The 13,944-nt window shown below is 31.4% G+C and carries 18 protein-coding genes; 10 read left to right on the forward strand and 8 right to left on the reverse strand.

The window, feature by feature from the left end; translation table 11 throughout:
* Window positions 1-46: 46 nt before the first annotated feature.
* The gene (locus tag D1818_RS20290; RefSeq protein ID WP_118461217.1) at window positions 47-226 is read right to left on the reverse strand and encodes a hypothetical protein; all 180 of its coding nucleotides are present in this window, start codon (window positions 224-226) and stop codon (window positions 47-49) included.
* 21 nt (window positions 227-247) lie between these two features.
* The gene (locus D1818_RS20295; protein WP_118461219.1) at window positions 248-412 is read right to left on the reverse strand and encodes a DUF1328 domain-containing protein; all 165 of its coding nucleotides are present in this window, start codon (window positions 410-412) and stop codon (window positions 248-250) included.
* Between the two features lie 206 nt (window positions 413-618).
* On the opposite strand from D1818_RS20295, the gene D1818_RS20300 reads away from it, so the two are divergent.
* The 3 genes from D1818_RS20300 to D1818_RS20310 all read left to right on the forward strand — a co-directional run bounded on the left by D1818_RS20300 (window position 619) and on the right by D1818_RS20310 (window position 3,318).
* Window positions 619-1,662 (forward strand): AraC family transcriptional regulator, encoded by a 1,044-nt coding sequence (locus D1818_RS20300; protein WP_118461222.1) that lies wholly within the window; start codon window positions 619-621, stop codon window positions 1,660-1,662.
* 178 nt (window positions 1,663-1,840) lie between these two features.
* Window positions 1,841-2,863: an AraC family transcriptional regulator gene (locus tag D1818_RS20305; protein WP_118461224.1), complete on the forward strand. Its 1,023-nt coding sequence runs from the start codon at window positions 1,841-1,843 to the stop codon at window positions 2,861-2,863.
* A 140-nt stretch (window positions 2,864-3,003) separates the two neighbouring features.
* Window positions 3,004-3,318: a YdhR family protein gene (locus D1818_RS20310; RefSeq protein WP_118461226.1), complete on the forward strand. Its 315-nt coding sequence runs from the start codon at window positions 3,004-3,006 to the stop codon at window positions 3,316-3,318.
* A 10-nt stretch (window positions 3,319-3,328) separates the two neighbouring features.
* On the opposite strand, the gene D1818_RS20315 is transcribed toward D1818_RS20310, so the two are convergent.
* Window positions 3,329-4,030: an SOS response-associated peptidase gene (locus D1818_RS20315; RefSeq protein WP_118461229.1), complete on the reverse strand. Its 702-nt coding sequence runs from the start codon at window positions 4,028-4,030 to the stop codon at window positions 3,329-3,331.
* A 243-nt stretch (window positions 4,031-4,273) separates the two neighbouring features.
* Here D1818_RS20315 and D1818_RS20320 point away from each other — a divergent pair, with 243 nt between their 5' ends.
* The gene (locus tag D1818_RS20320) at window positions 4,274-5,284 is read left to right on the forward strand and encodes a helix-turn-helix transcriptional regulator (RefSeq protein WP_118461231.1); all 1,011 of its coding nucleotides are present in this window, start codon (window positions 4,274-4,276) and stop codon (window positions 5,282-5,284) included.
* 185 nt (window positions 5,285-5,469) lie between these two features.
* Here the strand turns inward: D1818_RS20320 and D1818_RS20325 are convergent, their stop codons facing one another.
* On the reverse strand, window positions 5,470-5,919 hold the full coding sequence (locus D1818_RS20325) for a PA2169 family four-helix-bundle protein (RefSeq protein WP_118461233.1): 450 nt from the start codon (window positions 5,917-5,919) through the stop codon (window positions 5,470-5,472).
* 389 nt (window positions 5,920-6,308) lie between these two features.
* Here D1818_RS20325 and D1818_RS20330 point away from each other — a divergent pair, with 389 nt between their 5' ends.
* From D1818_RS20330 to D1818_RS20340, 3 genes are all read left to right on the forward strand, one after another.
* Complete coding sequence (locus D1818_RS20330; protein ID WP_118461235.1) at window positions 6,309-6,518, forward strand: DUF2945 domain-containing protein; 210 nt, start codon at window positions 6,309-6,311, stop codon at window positions 6,516-6,518.
* 28 nt (window positions 6,519-6,546) lie between these two features.
* Window positions 6,547-6,756: an HVA1 family protein gene (locus tag D1818_RS20335; protein ID WP_118461238.1), complete on the forward strand. Its 210-nt coding sequence runs from the start codon at window positions 6,547-6,549 to the stop codon at window positions 6,754-6,756.
* Window positions 6,757-6,824: 68 nt separating this feature from the next.
* Window positions 6,825-6,977, forward strand: a complete 153-nt coding sequence (locus D1818_RS20340; protein ID WP_118461241.1) for a YqaE/Pmp3 family membrane protein — start codon at window positions 6,825-6,827, stop codon at window positions 6,975-6,977.
* Between the two features lie 257 nt (window positions 6,978-7,234).
* Here D1818_RS20340 and D1818_RS20350 read toward each other — a convergent pair whose 3' ends face one another.
* The 4 genes from D1818_RS20350 to D1818_RS20365 form a co-directional block, all read right to left on the reverse strand.
* Window positions 7,235-8,266, reverse strand: a complete 1,032-nt coding sequence (locus D1818_RS20350) for an AI-2E family transporter (protein WP_118461246.1) — start codon at window positions 8,264-8,266, stop codon at window positions 7,235-7,237.
* 32 nt (window positions 8,267-8,298) lie between these two features.
* Window positions 8,299-9,189, reverse strand: a complete 891-nt coding sequence (locus D1818_RS20355; protein ID WP_118461248.1) for a mechanosensitive ion channel family protein — start codon at window positions 9,187-9,189, stop codon at window positions 8,299-8,301.
* Between the two features lie 12 nt (window positions 9,190-9,201).
* Window positions 9,202-10,302 carry a DNA topoisomerase IB gene (locus D1818_RS20360; protein WP_118461250.1) on the reverse strand — a complete coding sequence of 367 codons (1,101 nt, stop codon included), beginning with the start codon at window positions 10,300-10,302 and terminating at the stop codon, window positions 9,202-9,204.
* A 92-nt stretch (window positions 10,303-10,394) separates the two neighbouring features.
* Entirely contained in the window at window positions 10,395-10,970 is a 576-nt protein-coding gene (locus D1818_RS20365) for a hypothetical protein (RefSeq protein ID WP_118461252.1), read from the reverse strand.
* A gap of 311 nt (window positions 10,971-11,281) precedes the next feature.
* Here D1818_RS20365 and D1818_RS20370 point away from each other — a divergent pair, with 311 nt between their 5' ends.
* Genes D1818_RS20370 through D1818_RS20380 form a run of 3 tightly spaced genes read left to right on the forward strand, consistent with a single transcriptional unit; the run spans window position 11,282 to window position 13,938 of the window.
* A complete protein-coding gene (locus tag D1818_RS20370) occupies window positions 11,282-12,001 on the forward strand; it encodes a flavodoxin family protein (RefSeq protein ID WP_118461254.1) in 720 nt (239 codons plus the stop codon).
* 32 nt (window positions 12,002-12,033) lie between these two features.
* The gene (locus tag D1818_RS20375) at window positions 12,034-13,317 is read left to right on the forward strand and encodes a DUF2254 domain-containing protein (protein ID WP_118461256.1); all 1,284 of its coding nucleotides are present in this window, start codon (window positions 12,034-12,036) and stop codon (window positions 13,315-13,317) included.
* Window positions 13,318-13,335: 18 nt separating this feature from the next.
* Window positions 13,336-13,938 (forward strand): DUF2652 domain-containing protein, encoded by a 603-nt coding sequence (locus tag D1818_RS20380; RefSeq protein WP_118461258.1) that lies wholly within the window; start codon window positions 13,336-13,338, stop codon window positions 13,936-13,938.
* Window positions 13,939-13,944 lie beyond the last annotated feature (6 nt).

Here is a 13,944-nt window from a genome sequence, read left to right on the forward strand (position 1 = left end):
TTACTTGAATTTACCTGTTTGTACTAATGGCTTTGCTTTATTATGGTTAATTATCATCAGTCACATCTTCAACAGCATCTTTAACCTCTTCTGCACCATCTTCTACTGCATCACCTACTTCTTCTACTGCATCTTCTATTTTTTCTCCTGTACTTTTCTTTTCTCTACAACTTGTACTTGCAACAATTAAACAAAGTGCTGCAAATGATATTATTATTTTTTTCATGATTTTTAAATTTAAGGTTAGTTATGCTTTGAATCTTTTACCAAATATTAGAGATAAAATAAAGAGCACTATAAATATAAAGAATAAGATTTTAGCAATACTGGCTGCTCCTGCGGCAATACCTCCAAAACCGAATATACCGGCAACAATTGCCAGAATAACAAAGATAATAGTGTAACGTAACATAGTGATAGTTTTAATTAGTAATAGCTCTTTACTTTAGAGCAATTCGATTCTCAAATTTTTACAATGTAAATTTCTTAAATTATTAGGTATAGCATTAACTGTATCACTAAGATTGTTAACTCCATTACAGTGTAAGACCTATTTCTCACTCGAAATGGTTAAATTAGAAGTATCTTTATACGCATAGCTTTCAACAATCAAGATAGATGAAGAAAAAAATAGAAGTGCAAGACTATCACGTTAAAAATTTAGTGATTGATTTAGCTGATAGTCTTGGAATAGATTATGAGAATTCTCAACACGAATATTGTGTGCGATTACCTGAGGAATTTGGTTCCGGATATATGAAATCTTATCAGTTTGATTTTGGAATCGGAGTTGTAGAAACTGATTATTTATTGAAAAAGGAGTTTAACTATGAATTGGCCAAAGGAATTGTTCATCCTTTAAAAATCATGTTTAACAGGGAATCTGGTTTTTATCATAAGTTTGAAAATAGCGAAGAGTTTCATGAAATACGTAGACTAGAAAATGCAATGATTTCTAGTACTTCCAAAAACAATCATATTTTTAAAACTCCAGCGAATACGCCTATTTGTATTTTTAGTATTGAGATCAATAGAAAATTATTTGAGGAAAAAATAGAATCTTTTCTACCGAATATGAACGAAGATCTTATAGAGTTGTTTAGAGATGTAAATGGGATCAATCAATTTTATTATAAGAATTATTATAGTCTTGAGATTTCTAAGTTTATTTCAGAATTCACAGAGTGTGAGCTTACCGGCTTTATGCGCCAAGTTTATCTAGAAGGAAAGGCGTACGAAATATTAACACATCAATTACAACAATATCTTGATGACCTTAATGAACCGGATAAAAGATTAATTTTACGGCAAGCTACTATAGAGAGTATAGAAGATGCCGTTTCTATCATTAGGGATGAAATTGATAGCATCGGTAATATCGTAGATATAGCAAAGCGTGTGGGGCTTAATCAAAATACATTGCAAAATGGTTTTAAGCAACTATACAAAACATCAGTAAACGAGTATATCAAAAACTACAGAATAGATACAGCTAAGGAATTACTAGAATCTTCTGACCTTAATATTACTGAGATTACGTATAAAGTAGGTATCAACTCCAGAAGTTATTTTGCTAAACTATTTAAAAAACGTTTTGGTATAAGTCCAAAACAATACTTAAATCAGGTGCGGAATAAAAAAGATGATTCCAAATCTGCATAAAACGTTTAACGTTAATAAAATAATCAATAAAACTCTTTTTAACTGCAAAAATTCATTATCCCATTAGTCTTAAACTGATCAATAGTGTTAGTATATGTTTCAAAATTGTTAATCTGTTTACTCTAAATCTAATTTCTTTGCACAAAGCATAAAATATAGCATAGAATTTAGAAATAGAATGCAAAAAATTGAGATACATAGCATAGATGGTGTAGAAATTTTAGAACAACTTAATGCCCATTTGAAAGGGAAATTAACCGATCAATGGGGAGAACATGTTCTAGAATTCGATAATGAATTCGGAAAAGGAGTTGTGCGTAGTATTGTATTTGATTGGGGAGTTTCTTTAGTAGATTATGATGTTAGTTTTGTTCAAGACACTAAAATTGTATTCAGTATTAAAAAAGCCAACCCTATAGAATTTATTTTTATATCCGAAGGTAAACTTGATTATACGAATAATACCGAGGAAAGGCCATATACTTTCGAACGATATCAGAATATAATTATATCTACCCAAAAGTTTTCTAAGGAAACCTATATTTTTCCTAAAACTGCAGCTGTTAAAGTCAATTTTATTTATGTGTTACCAGGCGAATATGCTAAGAAAAAGAACAACAACTTATCTTATTTGAGTAAAAGTTTATTCGCTGCTTTTACTGAAGAAAACGAAAAATCGCCATATAAACATTATGGTAATTATAACCTTAAGATAGCGGATCAGATCAAGCAGTTACAGGAAAGTTATGAAAGTGGTATCGTACGCACGCTTTCTATCGAGGGGCAACTCAATTTGATTCTGGCCATGCAGATGCTAGAGCATAACAATTATGAAAACGATTTAGCGTTGCCGGAATCACTTTCTAAAGAGGATATCAAAAAGATTCATAATTTATCAGGATTTATCATTGATAATATTTCAGAACCATTGTCAGTACAATCTTTGGCAACCAAGGCAGGTATGAGTCCTAAAAAATTACAACTTGGATTCAGGGTTTTATATTCTAAATCTGTAAACGAATATATAAGACAGTTAAAACTAGAAATCTCCAGGGACTACATAAAAAATACAGATGATTCTATTTCTGAGATAGTGTATAATATTGGTTTTAAAAGTCGAAGCTACTTCTCGAAAATATTTTCTGAACGTTATGGAATTTTACCAACGGAATACAGAAAAAAAATCAAAGCAAAGGATTAAGGTCAATAATTTACTTTTTTGGATTAAAAACAACACTGTTTTCTACTTTAAATTTACTTCAGAATTTAAGCTTGATATCATTTAATACTGGATCAGGTTTTTGATTGATAAATTCATAACCCAAATCGAAATCATTGAAAATGGAGAATAAAAAAACAATTGTGAACCTCAGATTTAAATCAAATCTACCAACCGATGAGGTCTGTAAAATATCAACAAACCGTAAAGAGATACTAAAAAATACAGAAGGATTGATTTCTTTATTTTGTTATACAAACGAAGAGACTAAAACGATTGGTGGTACTTATATTTTTGAAAATATACATCTAGCACATCAATATTTAGGAAAATTTTTGACTGAGGGTATCGGTCCAAAATATGGAATAATTCCGGTTACATTAAAGATAGATATTGGTTCTCTAAAAGGTGAAATAAAAGGAGATAATATAGAATAGCTCCTTATTATTATACTAGGGGAATACCTTCATAATAAACAGGTTCAAGCATGGATTCATAAGAGATATCATTCTTGAAGAACTCTTTAGCGATGGGATGTGCTCTTAATTTAAGCTTATTAGGAAGATTTAGGATATAATCGATTTCATCCATATCAGTTTTAGAATTTAACCAAACATCACTTAGGTTATTAGGGACAAATATGGGCATCGTAGAGCTTAGATTTTGTATTTTGTTTACAACACCTGACGTTTTTGTCATTAGCATTGAACAAGTAATAAATCCATCATCTAGTATATTATAAATTCCAGCAATATAAAAAGGTTTTTTATCATCCAGATAGACATAATAAGGATATAGCGTACCGTTGTGTAAATGATATATAAAAAAACCAGTCACAATAATGAGACAACGTCTTTTATAGTAAGGCTCTTTAAATATACCTTTAGAATTTAAATTTTCTTTAGGGACATTTAAGGTGTCCAGCGCTTTTTGAAAATCAGACCATTCACCTTCATAGTTATCAGGCAGTAGTCCCCAAATAGCATATAATATATGATCTGGGTTATCCATGGTAATAATAGATAATGTAGCCTCTTGAGTACCATCGATTACTGAACTTGGGGTATATAACCTCGGAAACTTATACTTAATACCTAATTCATTTTCGATGAATTCTCTCTCCGCAATATTTGAAATCTTTTTATACATTATTATTAATTACTTGTGCAAGTAAATAAAAAACTAGGTGCTAAGTTAGCGCGTATCAATTAAATAATAACGCATTTAATAAGTTGGACGTGAAAATTTAATAATTATTTATTGATTTACACAATAACGATAAGTAAATACCCAAAAACGTTAAACAATGGTTTGTCAACTTACTACTTTTGTAGTGTGGATATGTTGCGTAACTATCTTATAATCAATTGTTAAATTATTAAGAAGGGTATTATGGAAAAAATAGAAAATGATTTGGTGAGCGTTCCTTCTGAGTTAAATGATCTCAAAGAACATCTCCAAGGAAATATTACAGTAAACTATGATATGCATACGTTAACTTTAGATTCGAAAGTTGGGAAAGGGCAAGTACGATACACAAATTTACAAAGTGGTTTACAAACTTTTGATTTCAATTTAAAACTAATAAAGGATATAGAAATTCCTATCGATTCTATAACGTCAGAATCCATTCAATTTTTATATTGTTTAGATGGCAAATGTTATCATCAATTTGAAACTTTCGAAAAAGCTACGCTTGTTGAGCAATTCCAAACTGCAGTTGCTCATAGCGATAAAAGTTTAGCAAGCAAAATTATAATTAAGAAAGATGCCTATTTGACACTTAATATCATCTGTGTAAATAAGAAAGAATATTTTGATAAATTTAGTAAAGAGAATAATCCGTTTGGTAAAAAACTTCAAGGTTTACTATATGATATCGGAACCAAATCAAAACACTTTCATTTGGGGAGCTATAGCTTAAAAATTGCAGAGCAATTAAAATTGTTATTTGGAATAGAGTATGGCAATGAAGTTTCCGAATTATTATCTCAAAAAGGGAGATACTATTTGATTTTGGCAGAGCATATTGAACAATTCCATGCAGAAATTGAGAATAACTCTAACACAAGTGGTTTGTTAAAGAATGAATTAATGGCTATCTCTCAAGTTAGTGATTTTATTAAAGAGCATCCGGAGATACAGCACAGTATAAAATCATTATGTTTAGAGTCCGGACTTTCTCCTGCAAAACTGCAAGAAGGTTTTAAGTTTATGTTTCAGAGAACTGTTTCTGATTTTGTGAGAAATGTACGTTTAGAAAAAGCAGAAAAATTAATAAAAACTACTGAGTTAACGATTTCTGAAGTTGTGTATTCCGTTGGTTTAACTAGTAGAAGTTATTTCTGTAAAATTTTTAAGAAAAAATACTCCTGTAGCCCAAAAGAATACAAATCAAGATAGTTAATAGTATTCTGATTTGTTATAAAGTATTTTGTGATTAGAGCTAAAGTAGATGTTATATTATAGAGGAAACTATTGCTTCTTTTTCTTTTGGCAATAAAAGCTCTTTGACTAATTAATTTTACATACAAAAAAAGATCATTAATAGGTTAATGATCTTTTTTTGTATGTAAAAAACAATGCATCTAGTGTAAGTCCTCTAATCTTTTAATAGAAGATAATCCTTGCAATATTTTATTTTTTTGTTGCGTTAATACCGTTTGTGTAGTTGGTGGTAATGTAGTTTCAGAAAGAACATCGTTGTATTCCTCCAATGCAGATTTCTCTCCTCTAATAGCCTCTTCTAGCATGGACTCTTCATTGTCGGATGATAAAAACGATTTTACATCCATCCACGCTCGATGTGCTGACCCTGCTATGCTTCCTCCTTTTTCAATTTCTTGACCAACGGATGTGAGTTCTGTTTTAAGCTCATGACCAAAATCATAACGCTCTTGAGCTTTTTGATTAAAATAATTTTTTAATCCAGAGTGATTACTATTTTCAGCAGCTTTTTTAAATCCCTTTTCTGCATCATACGTCTTTTCTAATAAATCATTAAGTTTGTTTCCAACTTTTTCAGAATAAGTTGCCATAAATTTTAGTTTTAAGTGAACGATAATTGTTTAAAGATGCTTACCGATTAACATCTTATGTTTAGCGTTACCAGTTATTTTAAATACTGGTAATTGTATTATCCTATCTTCTGTTTCTTTTTTTCCGCATTCCTGCTGTGACAACTGTAATCACACCCGAAGCAAATCCACTAACAAATATTAATAGAAATTGAAGCATCATATTTATTTGATTTTACACGAAGATAAAATCGTTCTGTATTTTGTTTTTGCTCAGATAAACGAAAAATTGACTCATTTAGAATTTAACTTTTTTTAACTAGGTATAGATTTTTCAATGGGTTTGAGTTAATAATTTTTTTGATTGGATTAATGTGCCTGATGTTTATAATTGATCTTGTGAAAAAAATATGATACGTAAAGGCAGTGAAGTTTCTTGGAAATGGGGTCAGGGTAAAGCAATAGGAAAGGTAGTGGAAACGTATACTACTAAGGTAACCAAAACAATAAAAGGAACTGAAGTAACCAGAATTGGGGAGGAAGGAAATAAAGTGCTTTATATAAAACAAGATGATGGGGATTATGTCCTGAAAAGTGAAAACGAGGTTGATCGTATATAGCTAAATTGGTACAGCTAAAAATTAAGACATGATAAAAAAAGGAGAAAAAGTAAGGTGGACTCAAGATCAAACTACCCAATTCGGTATTGTCGAAGAAACGTATGTATACAAGATTACAAGAAAAATAAAGGAGAATTCATTGGTCCGTTTTAGTAGTGCTAATATGGCGCTATACATTAAAAGTTCCGATGGTTCACACGTGTTGAAAAATGATACGGAGGTTGTTTTATGTAGATAATTAGAATAGCTGAAGAAAGCAATTTTAGTAAACCAATAAAGAATTAATAACTAATAAATCATAAAACTATGTCTTTACTAACAATACTGTTAAACATTTTATTACCACCATTAGCTGTCTTTTTAAAACACGGACTCGGAACTACGTTCTTAATTAGCCTGGTATTAACTTTAATCGGATGGTTGCCAGGTGTTATTCACGCCTTTATAGTTAATAAATAAAGTCAGTGGTATGAATATCAGAGGCGAATTACAAAAGGATTAAACGTTCTTTTTACGATGGGAATAAGATATTTCAGAGGAGCAATAGAGGTTCTGGTTGTATTGCTTTTTTGATTTTTGAATTACCGGAGTATGCTAAAAAAACAAATACGCTCATAAATTTACTGAAACAATTTCTTTTGATGAAGTTGTATGATATGAAAAAGAGGTAGTGTCCTGCTAACAGCGTAAGTAAAAAAATCTGCATCTCATTGTACTTATAATTTTTCTTCACCATCCGGTGTTGGTTTTCCATATTCTGATTTATAGATTTGAACCACTATTAAAAACAGACTAATTAATAGCGGACCAAAAATGAGTCCTATAAAGCCAAATAAGGGAACACCTACAATAACTCCAATAAGAGTTATTATTGGGTGTACATTATCTAATTTTTGTAAAATATATAGTCTGACTATGTTATCAGAAAACCCAACAACTACTAATCCATATATTAAAATCCCCCAAGCCTGAAAAACGTTTCCGGTTGAGTGAGTAATTATAAAAACGGGTAATATACCTATGATCGTACCTACAAAAGGGATCATAGATCCAACGATTACGATAACGAACCAAAACAAAGGATCTTCTATACCAAATATCAGGAATCCAATAAGCGCAACGACTCCTTGTGTAATGGCAACCAATGGAATACCAACGGCATTAGATCGAACCATTTTCTGACTCTCGTCGCCTATGATTTTTAAATTATCATTATTGATTGGTATATATTCAAAAAGTGATTCCCTTAGTTTTCTTCTGTTCGTAAACATATAATAGAGTAGAAAATACATAATACCAATAGAAATAAACACATTAAAAGTGCCTCCAGCAAAGTTTTGCAAGTTTTCTGTAGTCCAATTAGAAATGGCTTCTGCGTCTAATTGTTCGCTTAGATCGTAGCCAATTTCATTCTCCCAAGTGTCCAACCTTCCCTTAAGTGCCACAATGACTTTTTCAAAATTATCTGCAACGTGTCCAATTTTGTTGCTCAACATAAGAATTAAACCCACTACAGGTACTAATATTCCTAAGAAGGAGCCGATTAATAGTGTTACTGCTGCAAGGTCTGGATGCCAGCCTTTGCGAATCAAAAACACCATCCACTTTCGTAAAATGACATAAATGGTGATCGCTCCCAAAATACCGGATAGATACGGGAGGATTTCTCTAAAGATAAGTCCGCCAATTAAAAATATAAGAAGTAATACAAAAACTTGCCGTATAATGTTTGGGCTAATATTTTTCATTTATGATTTGTAATTTATTCTCTAAAGATATCCTATTTTTCCTCTTCTTCTTCTTTTATTAAATCAAAACCCTTAGGGAAATCTAATGTTCGTATAGGGAATGGGATGTTGATGTTATTTTTATCATATGCTTCTTTCATTAACATCATGGTTTCACTTTTAGCTTTAGCAACTTCCAAAGCAGAGGTAGAATTAATCCAAAAACGGAGTTCGTAGTTAATTGAACTATCCCCAAATTCTCTCCATAAGAATAAAACGTCGTCTTTTTTCTGTACTGCTTCAAAATTAGAAACAATAGTTTCTTTTGTAAGCTTTTCGACAAATCGTAGATCTGATTCGTATCCAACACCACATTCAAGAATTACACGCGATTGTGCGGTCGTTGAATAATTTTTGATTGGATTTTCAACTACCAACCTATTAGGGATGTATACCAAATTATTATCCACTTGCTTTATAGTAACAGCACGGAGATCTATATCTATAACTTCTCCTTCAAAATCATTGGTCTCTATCCAATCACCAAATTTGATATGCTTGATATAAGATAGGATTATACCAGAGTAAGTGTTCGCTAACGCTCCTTGTAATGCCAAACCAACGGCAAGACCAGCTACCCCCGCACCTGCAAGAATAGTGTTGAGTGCTTTGTTCAGATTAAGAATGCCTAAAATCAGAAATAATCCTATAATGACAACAGCAATAGATATAAATTTTGCAATCAGATTTTTCATCGATGGTTGAAGTCTACTTTTATCTAATATCTTTCGCGCTAGTTTGCTAATGTATTTTGAAGCGATAAGTGCCATTACGAAAACAAGAACAGCTATCAAGATATTAGGTAAGTTCACTACAATCGAATTTAACCAAGATTCTAGTTTCTCATACATTTTATTCCAAGCATCGATCAGTTTATCATTCATGTTTTTTGTTTTTTAGTGTTTAACATTTTTTAAAAATGTAGGTGTATAGTCCGTCAATAAATTTAAAATGGCGTGTTCTGTATTGGTAAAATAATCTGCTGATTGATTAGAAGTATCAATTTTGTTAAATACCTTTTTTATAGAACCATTTTTATATGATGATTCTACAAAGGGATGTACATAGTATTTACGACATACATTTCTCGTATTTCCTAAACTAGTTGCAGCCATATCGTATGCTTTTAGAATATTCTTTTGAGTTTCTTTTTCTTTCTTACTAACTCCCAAATCCATTAAAGTTTCAAAAAAAATTGTAGTAGCACCCCAGGTTCTGAAATCTTTTGCCGTAAAAAGTTCACCTCCAATTTCATGAAGATATTCATTAATCATGTTGCTTTCAATACTGTGTTTTTCTCCTTGCATATCATAATATTGGAATAGCTCCCAACCTGGTATTTCTTCACAGCGATTGACTAGGCGTATGAGTTTTTTGTTTCGAAGCGTTACAGAATGTTTTTTCCCTTTTTTACCTACAAACTCAAATTTAAGTTTGTTCTTTTCTATATTTACATGTCGAGTTCTCATTGTAGATAAACCATAGGTTTTATTGCGTTTAGCATACTGCTCATTGCCGATACGAATATGAGTTTCTTCCATTAGCCTTATGATGAGTGCTAGTACTTTAGTTTTGGACCATTTTTTTTGTTCTAAATCTTGATCTACCTGTTTTCTTATTTTAGGAAGTTGTCTACCAAAAACAGCCATTTTGTAAAATTTTGTTTGGTTGCGTATAGTATTCCAGAGTGGATGATATCTATATTGTTTTCGGTTTTTTAGATCTCTACCAATGGCTTGTAGATGTCCATTGTCTATAGAAGAAATTCTGACGTGATTCCAGGCAGGAGGAATTACTATTTTTTTTATTCTTTCCAACTCTTTTTTAGTTGACAGTGGTATACCATTCTGAAGATATCGAAAACCTTTCTTGTGTTTTACTCTAGTTATTATTAGTGCATCGTCTTTTACATATACTAGATTTAGTTGATCAATTACTAATTCGGGTTCTTTGATGATCTGAGTTAAAAATGTTGCATCTGTAAAATCTGTATTCATTACGTTACGTTCATAAAATAAAAATGACCTCTTTAAATATATCTAAAGAGGCCATTTCATCAACTAACTATATCTATCTGGAATTAGATATACTATTTAGTGAAAATCACTTTAGATTCTTTTAAGTCTGCTTTAAAAGCACTAATGTCTTTCACATATTTGTACTGATCATTAAACACTCTATCCGGCTTTTCTCCCATAATGATATGTTTTACATTAAGGTCAGGAGCATTAAGAATTACACGATCAGAAACTCTTAATTTTTTGTCACCCAGATCTTGATCTAGTTCTTTCAATTTGGAAATCACATACAATTTGTCATTAGAAGCAATAATCTCTTTGATATCAATAGAATGTTCTTTATCAGTCACTTCTGCTTCAACAGTCAATGTCAATTCTTCTTTCTCTCCACTGTTTGGCATGTCTACATCAACATAAGGTACTTCAACCTCTACTTCTTCCATAACCACAACAACTTTAGGGATTTTAACCATCTTAGTTTTGGTTCCTACATTTACATCAGCCCAATCGACATCAAATGTTGGAAGCTGCCCCGCTTCTGTATCAATATCTACATCTACCTCAGGTAATTTTGCTTCTTTTTTTTGTTGCACATCACAACTGGTTACTAAAAGAATGATCATAAATATTCCTGTAATTTTTTTCATAGTTAAAAGGTTTTTTAGTTTAAAAATTAAGGGCTACTTATTTTAACACATCACATTTGCCCTAATGATATTTTACGTTTTTAATTTTTTGTAGCCCTTATTTCTGTTTGTTTACAAGACAAAGGTAGATTTCGAAGATTGATAAACTGTGCGCATATACAATTTTCCTTGACTGTTTTGATAGTCAAGTAAGATTGGGCAAGGAATATTCTCTATTAGGTATTGAGTTAATAAATCTAGTGATTGCACACCAATATCGAAGATTAATTCCTCAACTTGTGACTCAGCATAATTCTTAAAACTAAAATGGCATGAGTACTACGAAACAACCTGATTTTTCTAATCTAAAAGCATTATACATTAATTGTACTTTAAAAAGCTCCAACCAAAAAAGTCACACTGAAGGACTTATGAATGTATCTATGGGTATTATGAAATCCGAAAATGTAAGAGTAGAGTATCTTCGATTAGTAGATTATGATGTTGCTTATGGATTAATGCCGGATATGAAGGAGGAAGGAAAAGAAAAAGATGATTGGCCGGAAATCTATGAAAAAATAATGGATGCTGATATTCTAATTGTAGGAACACCTATATGGTTAGGAGAAAAATCATCTGTCGCCACTAAACTAATTGAAAGATTGTACGGAATGAGCGGTAAAACTAATAAAAAAGGGCAGTATATTTATTATGGAAAGGTAGGTGGGTGTGTCATCACTGGTAATGAAGATGGGATAAAACATTGCGCAATGGGTGTCTTATACGCCTTACAGCATTTAGGATATAGCATACCTCCGCAGGCAGATTGTGGATGGATTGGTGAAGCAGGTCCCGGACCAAGTTACTTGGATGAAGAGTCTGGTGCAAAGAACAATGCTTTTACTAACAGAAACACTACCTTTATGACGTATAATTTACTTCATTTAGCTGCGATGTTAAAGAATAATGATGGTTATAGCGGATATGGTAATTCTAGAGAAGATTGGGATGATGGAACACGTTGGAGTTTTGAAAACCCTGAATATCGATAATCTATTATCTTAAGAAAAATAGACAGACTGTTATGAAATCCACATTGAAGTTTTTGAAAAGAGTAAAAAGCGCCGTTTTTCATAGCATTGCATTTTATCCTGTTTTAATTAGTGCAGGATTCTTTTTTTTAGCAATCATTTTATTATTTGTGGAAAATCTAGAGGTTACTAATGCGCTGAAAAAAGAAGTGCCTTATCTTTTGGTACAGGATAACGAAACTGCTAGAACAATTCTCTCTACATTGTTTGGAGGGATATTGTCGTTGACTGTTTTTAGTTTTACTATGGTAATGGTAGTATTAAATCAAGCTTCTTCTAACTTTTCTCCAAGACTTTTGCCGGGATTGATCTCTAACAAAAAGCATCAAATTATATTAGGATTTTATATAGGAACGATATTGTTTTCGATATTGGTTTTAATGTCTTTAGGCGCTTATGGTTCATCCACAAACGCTGTAGGATTCTCTGTAATGGTATCAGCAGTGCTGGGAGCATTTTGTATTGGGTTGTTTGTGTATTTTATTCATAGTATATCTCAAGCGATACAAATACATAATATTATAGACAAGATTTATGTGTCCAGTACTAAATTGCTTGAAAAGGAAAAACAAGAACAAAAAGAGAACAGTTCTGAAGATCAAAATACCTCATGTCAATATTGGAAAACGATACTTAGTAAAAAAACTGGTTATTATCGATCATTTGATATTACACTATTACAGGATTCTTTGAAAAGTAAAGAAAACACGATAGAAATTATCCCTTATGCAGATCAACATATCTGGAAAGGAGACCCTGTTCTTGGAATTAAAGAACCTATTTCTGAAGAAGAATTAACTTCTTTACATATCTGTCTTTATATTCTGTCTAATCGACATGAAGATGATAGTGGTGTTGGAGGAATGATAAAATTAACAGAGGTAGCCGTAAAAGCCTTGTCTCCAGGTATTAATGATCCAGGAACTGCAATCAATGCTATTTCTAAATTAGGTCAGTTAGTGCAACAGGCGCTAAAAATTGAACCAAAAACTATTTTATGTATAGCGGATTGTGAAATAACGGTTATACATAATAAGATAAGTGCTTCAGAATTAATGCGTATTGTGATTGAACCGATTCGTGTATATGCAAAAACAGATAGCACGGTTTCTTATGAACTATTGAGCGCATTGATTTTTATTAGAAAAAGTAAAGAGATGCATCCTGAATATGCAAAAGCTGTACAAAATGAAATTATAGCATTAGGTAATGATTTAAAAAAACACATAAGTAATAATCAAGATCTAAAACGTATCTTAGAGTTATTAGAGACTTAACTTTTTTCTTCAAAATATATGAAAGCAACACCAACCTTACTATGTATACCGGATATCAGTGGTTTTACTGAATTTATGAGTTCCACAAATATAGAATTAAGTTCTAAAGTCATACCATCACTACTTAATAAAGTAATCTATGCAAATAAATTAGACCTTAAAGTTTCAGAAATTGAAGGTGATGCTATTTTGTTTTATAGAACCGGACCATTACCAACATTCGCAGAATTGGTGTATCAGTGCAGATTATTTTACACAGAATTTTATGAACAGTTAAAAATACTCCATAAAAAATATAAAGATACAGAAGAAGGAAGAAATATTCCGGAGATGCTTGGTCTTAAAATTGTGTTACATTATGGTCAGGAAATTAGTGCGGTTCCAATTGGTAAAAACATAAAACTTATGGGAGAAGATGTTATTATCGCCCATAGATTACTAAAAAACAAAATACCAATAGATGAATATATTTTACTTTCTGAAGATTTGTTATCGGAATATAAAGATAAGACTATCGAACGAAATTTTGGATGGGGAGAACTTCACGATCGAGAAACTGAATATAAGCATATAGGAGAAATTAACTATAGCTATATTAATCTTGAACCTTTGGTTGATTAAGGTTCG

Source organism: Aquimarina sp. BL5, assembly GCF_003443675.1.
In the GTDB taxonomy this organism is placed as follows: domain Bacteria; phylum Bacteroidota; class Bacteroidia; order Flavobacteriales; family Flavobacteriaceae; genus Aquimarina.

Excerpts from the sequence above, each read along its gene's own strand:
- D1818_RS20310 (WP_118461226.1), top strand. The coding sequence starts at position 3,004 with ATGGAGAATAAAAAAACAATTGTGAACCTCAGATTTAAATCAAATCTA.
- D1818_RS20370 (WP_118461254.1), top strand. The coding sequence starts at position 11,282 with ATGAGTACTACGAAACAACCTGATTTTTCTAATCTAAAAGCATTATAC.
- D1818_RS20375 (WP_118461256.1), top strand. The coding sequence starts at position 12,034 with ATGAAATCCACATTGAAGTTTTTGAAAAGAGTAAAAAGCGCCGTTTTT.
- D1818_RS20315 (WP_118461229.1), bottom strand. The coding sequence starts at position 4,030 with ATGTATAAAAAGATTTCAAATATTGCGGAGAGAGAATTCATCGAAAAT.
- D1818_RS20365 (WP_118461252.1), bottom strand. The coding sequence starts at position 10,970 with ATGAAAAAAATTACAGGAATATTTATGATCATTCTTTTAGTAACCAGT.
- D1818_RS20380 (WP_118461258.1), top strand. The coding sequence starts at position 13,336 with ATGAAAGCAACACCAACCTTACTATGTATACCGGATATCAGTGGTTTT.
- D1818_RS20335 (WP_118461238.1), top strand. The coding sequence starts at position 6,547 with ATGATAAAAAAAGGAGAAAAAGTAAGGTGGACTCAAGATCAAACTACC.
- D1818_RS20340 (WP_118461241.1), top strand. The coding sequence starts at position 6,825 with ATGTCTTTACTAACAATACTGTTAAACATTTTATTACCACCATTAGCT.
- D1818_RS20355 (WP_118461248.1), bottom strand. The coding sequence starts at position 9,189 with ATGAATGATAAACTGATCGATGCTTGGAATAAAATGTATGAGAAACTA.
- D1818_RS20300 (WP_118461222.1), top strand. The coding sequence starts at position 619 with ATGAAGAAAAAAATAGAAGTGCAAGACTATCACGTTAAAAATTTAGTG.
- D1818_RS20325 (WP_118461233.1), bottom strand. The coding sequence starts at position 5,919 with ATGGCAACTTATTCTGAAAAAGTTGGAAACAAACTTAATGATTTATTA.
- D1818_RS20305 (WP_118461224.1), top strand. The coding sequence starts at position 1,841 with ATGCAAAAAATTGAGATACATAGCATAGATGGTGTAGAAATTTTAGAA.
- D1818_RS20350 (WP_118461246.1), bottom strand. The coding sequence starts at position 8,266 with ATGAAAAATATTAGCCCAAACATTATACGGCAAGTTTTTGTATTACTT.
- D1818_RS20295 (WP_118461219.1), bottom strand. The coding sequence starts at position 412 with ATGTTACGTTACACTATTATCTTTGTTATTCTGGCAATTGTTGCCGGT.
- D1818_RS20360 (WP_118461250.1), bottom strand. The coding sequence starts at position 10,302 with ATGAATACAGATTTTACAGATGCAACATTTTTAACTCAGATCATCAAA.
- D1818_RS20330 (WP_118461235.1), top strand. The coding sequence starts at position 6,309 with ATGATACGTAAAGGCAGTGAAGTTTCTTGGAAATGGGGTCAGGGTAAA.
- D1818_RS20290 (WP_118461217.1), bottom strand. The coding sequence starts at position 226 with ATGAAAAAAATAATAATATCATTTGCAGCACTTTGTTTAATTGTTGCA.
- D1818_RS20320 (WP_118461231.1), top strand. The coding sequence starts at position 4,274 with ATGGAAAAAATAGAAAATGATTTGGTGAGCGTTCCTTCTGAGTTAAAT.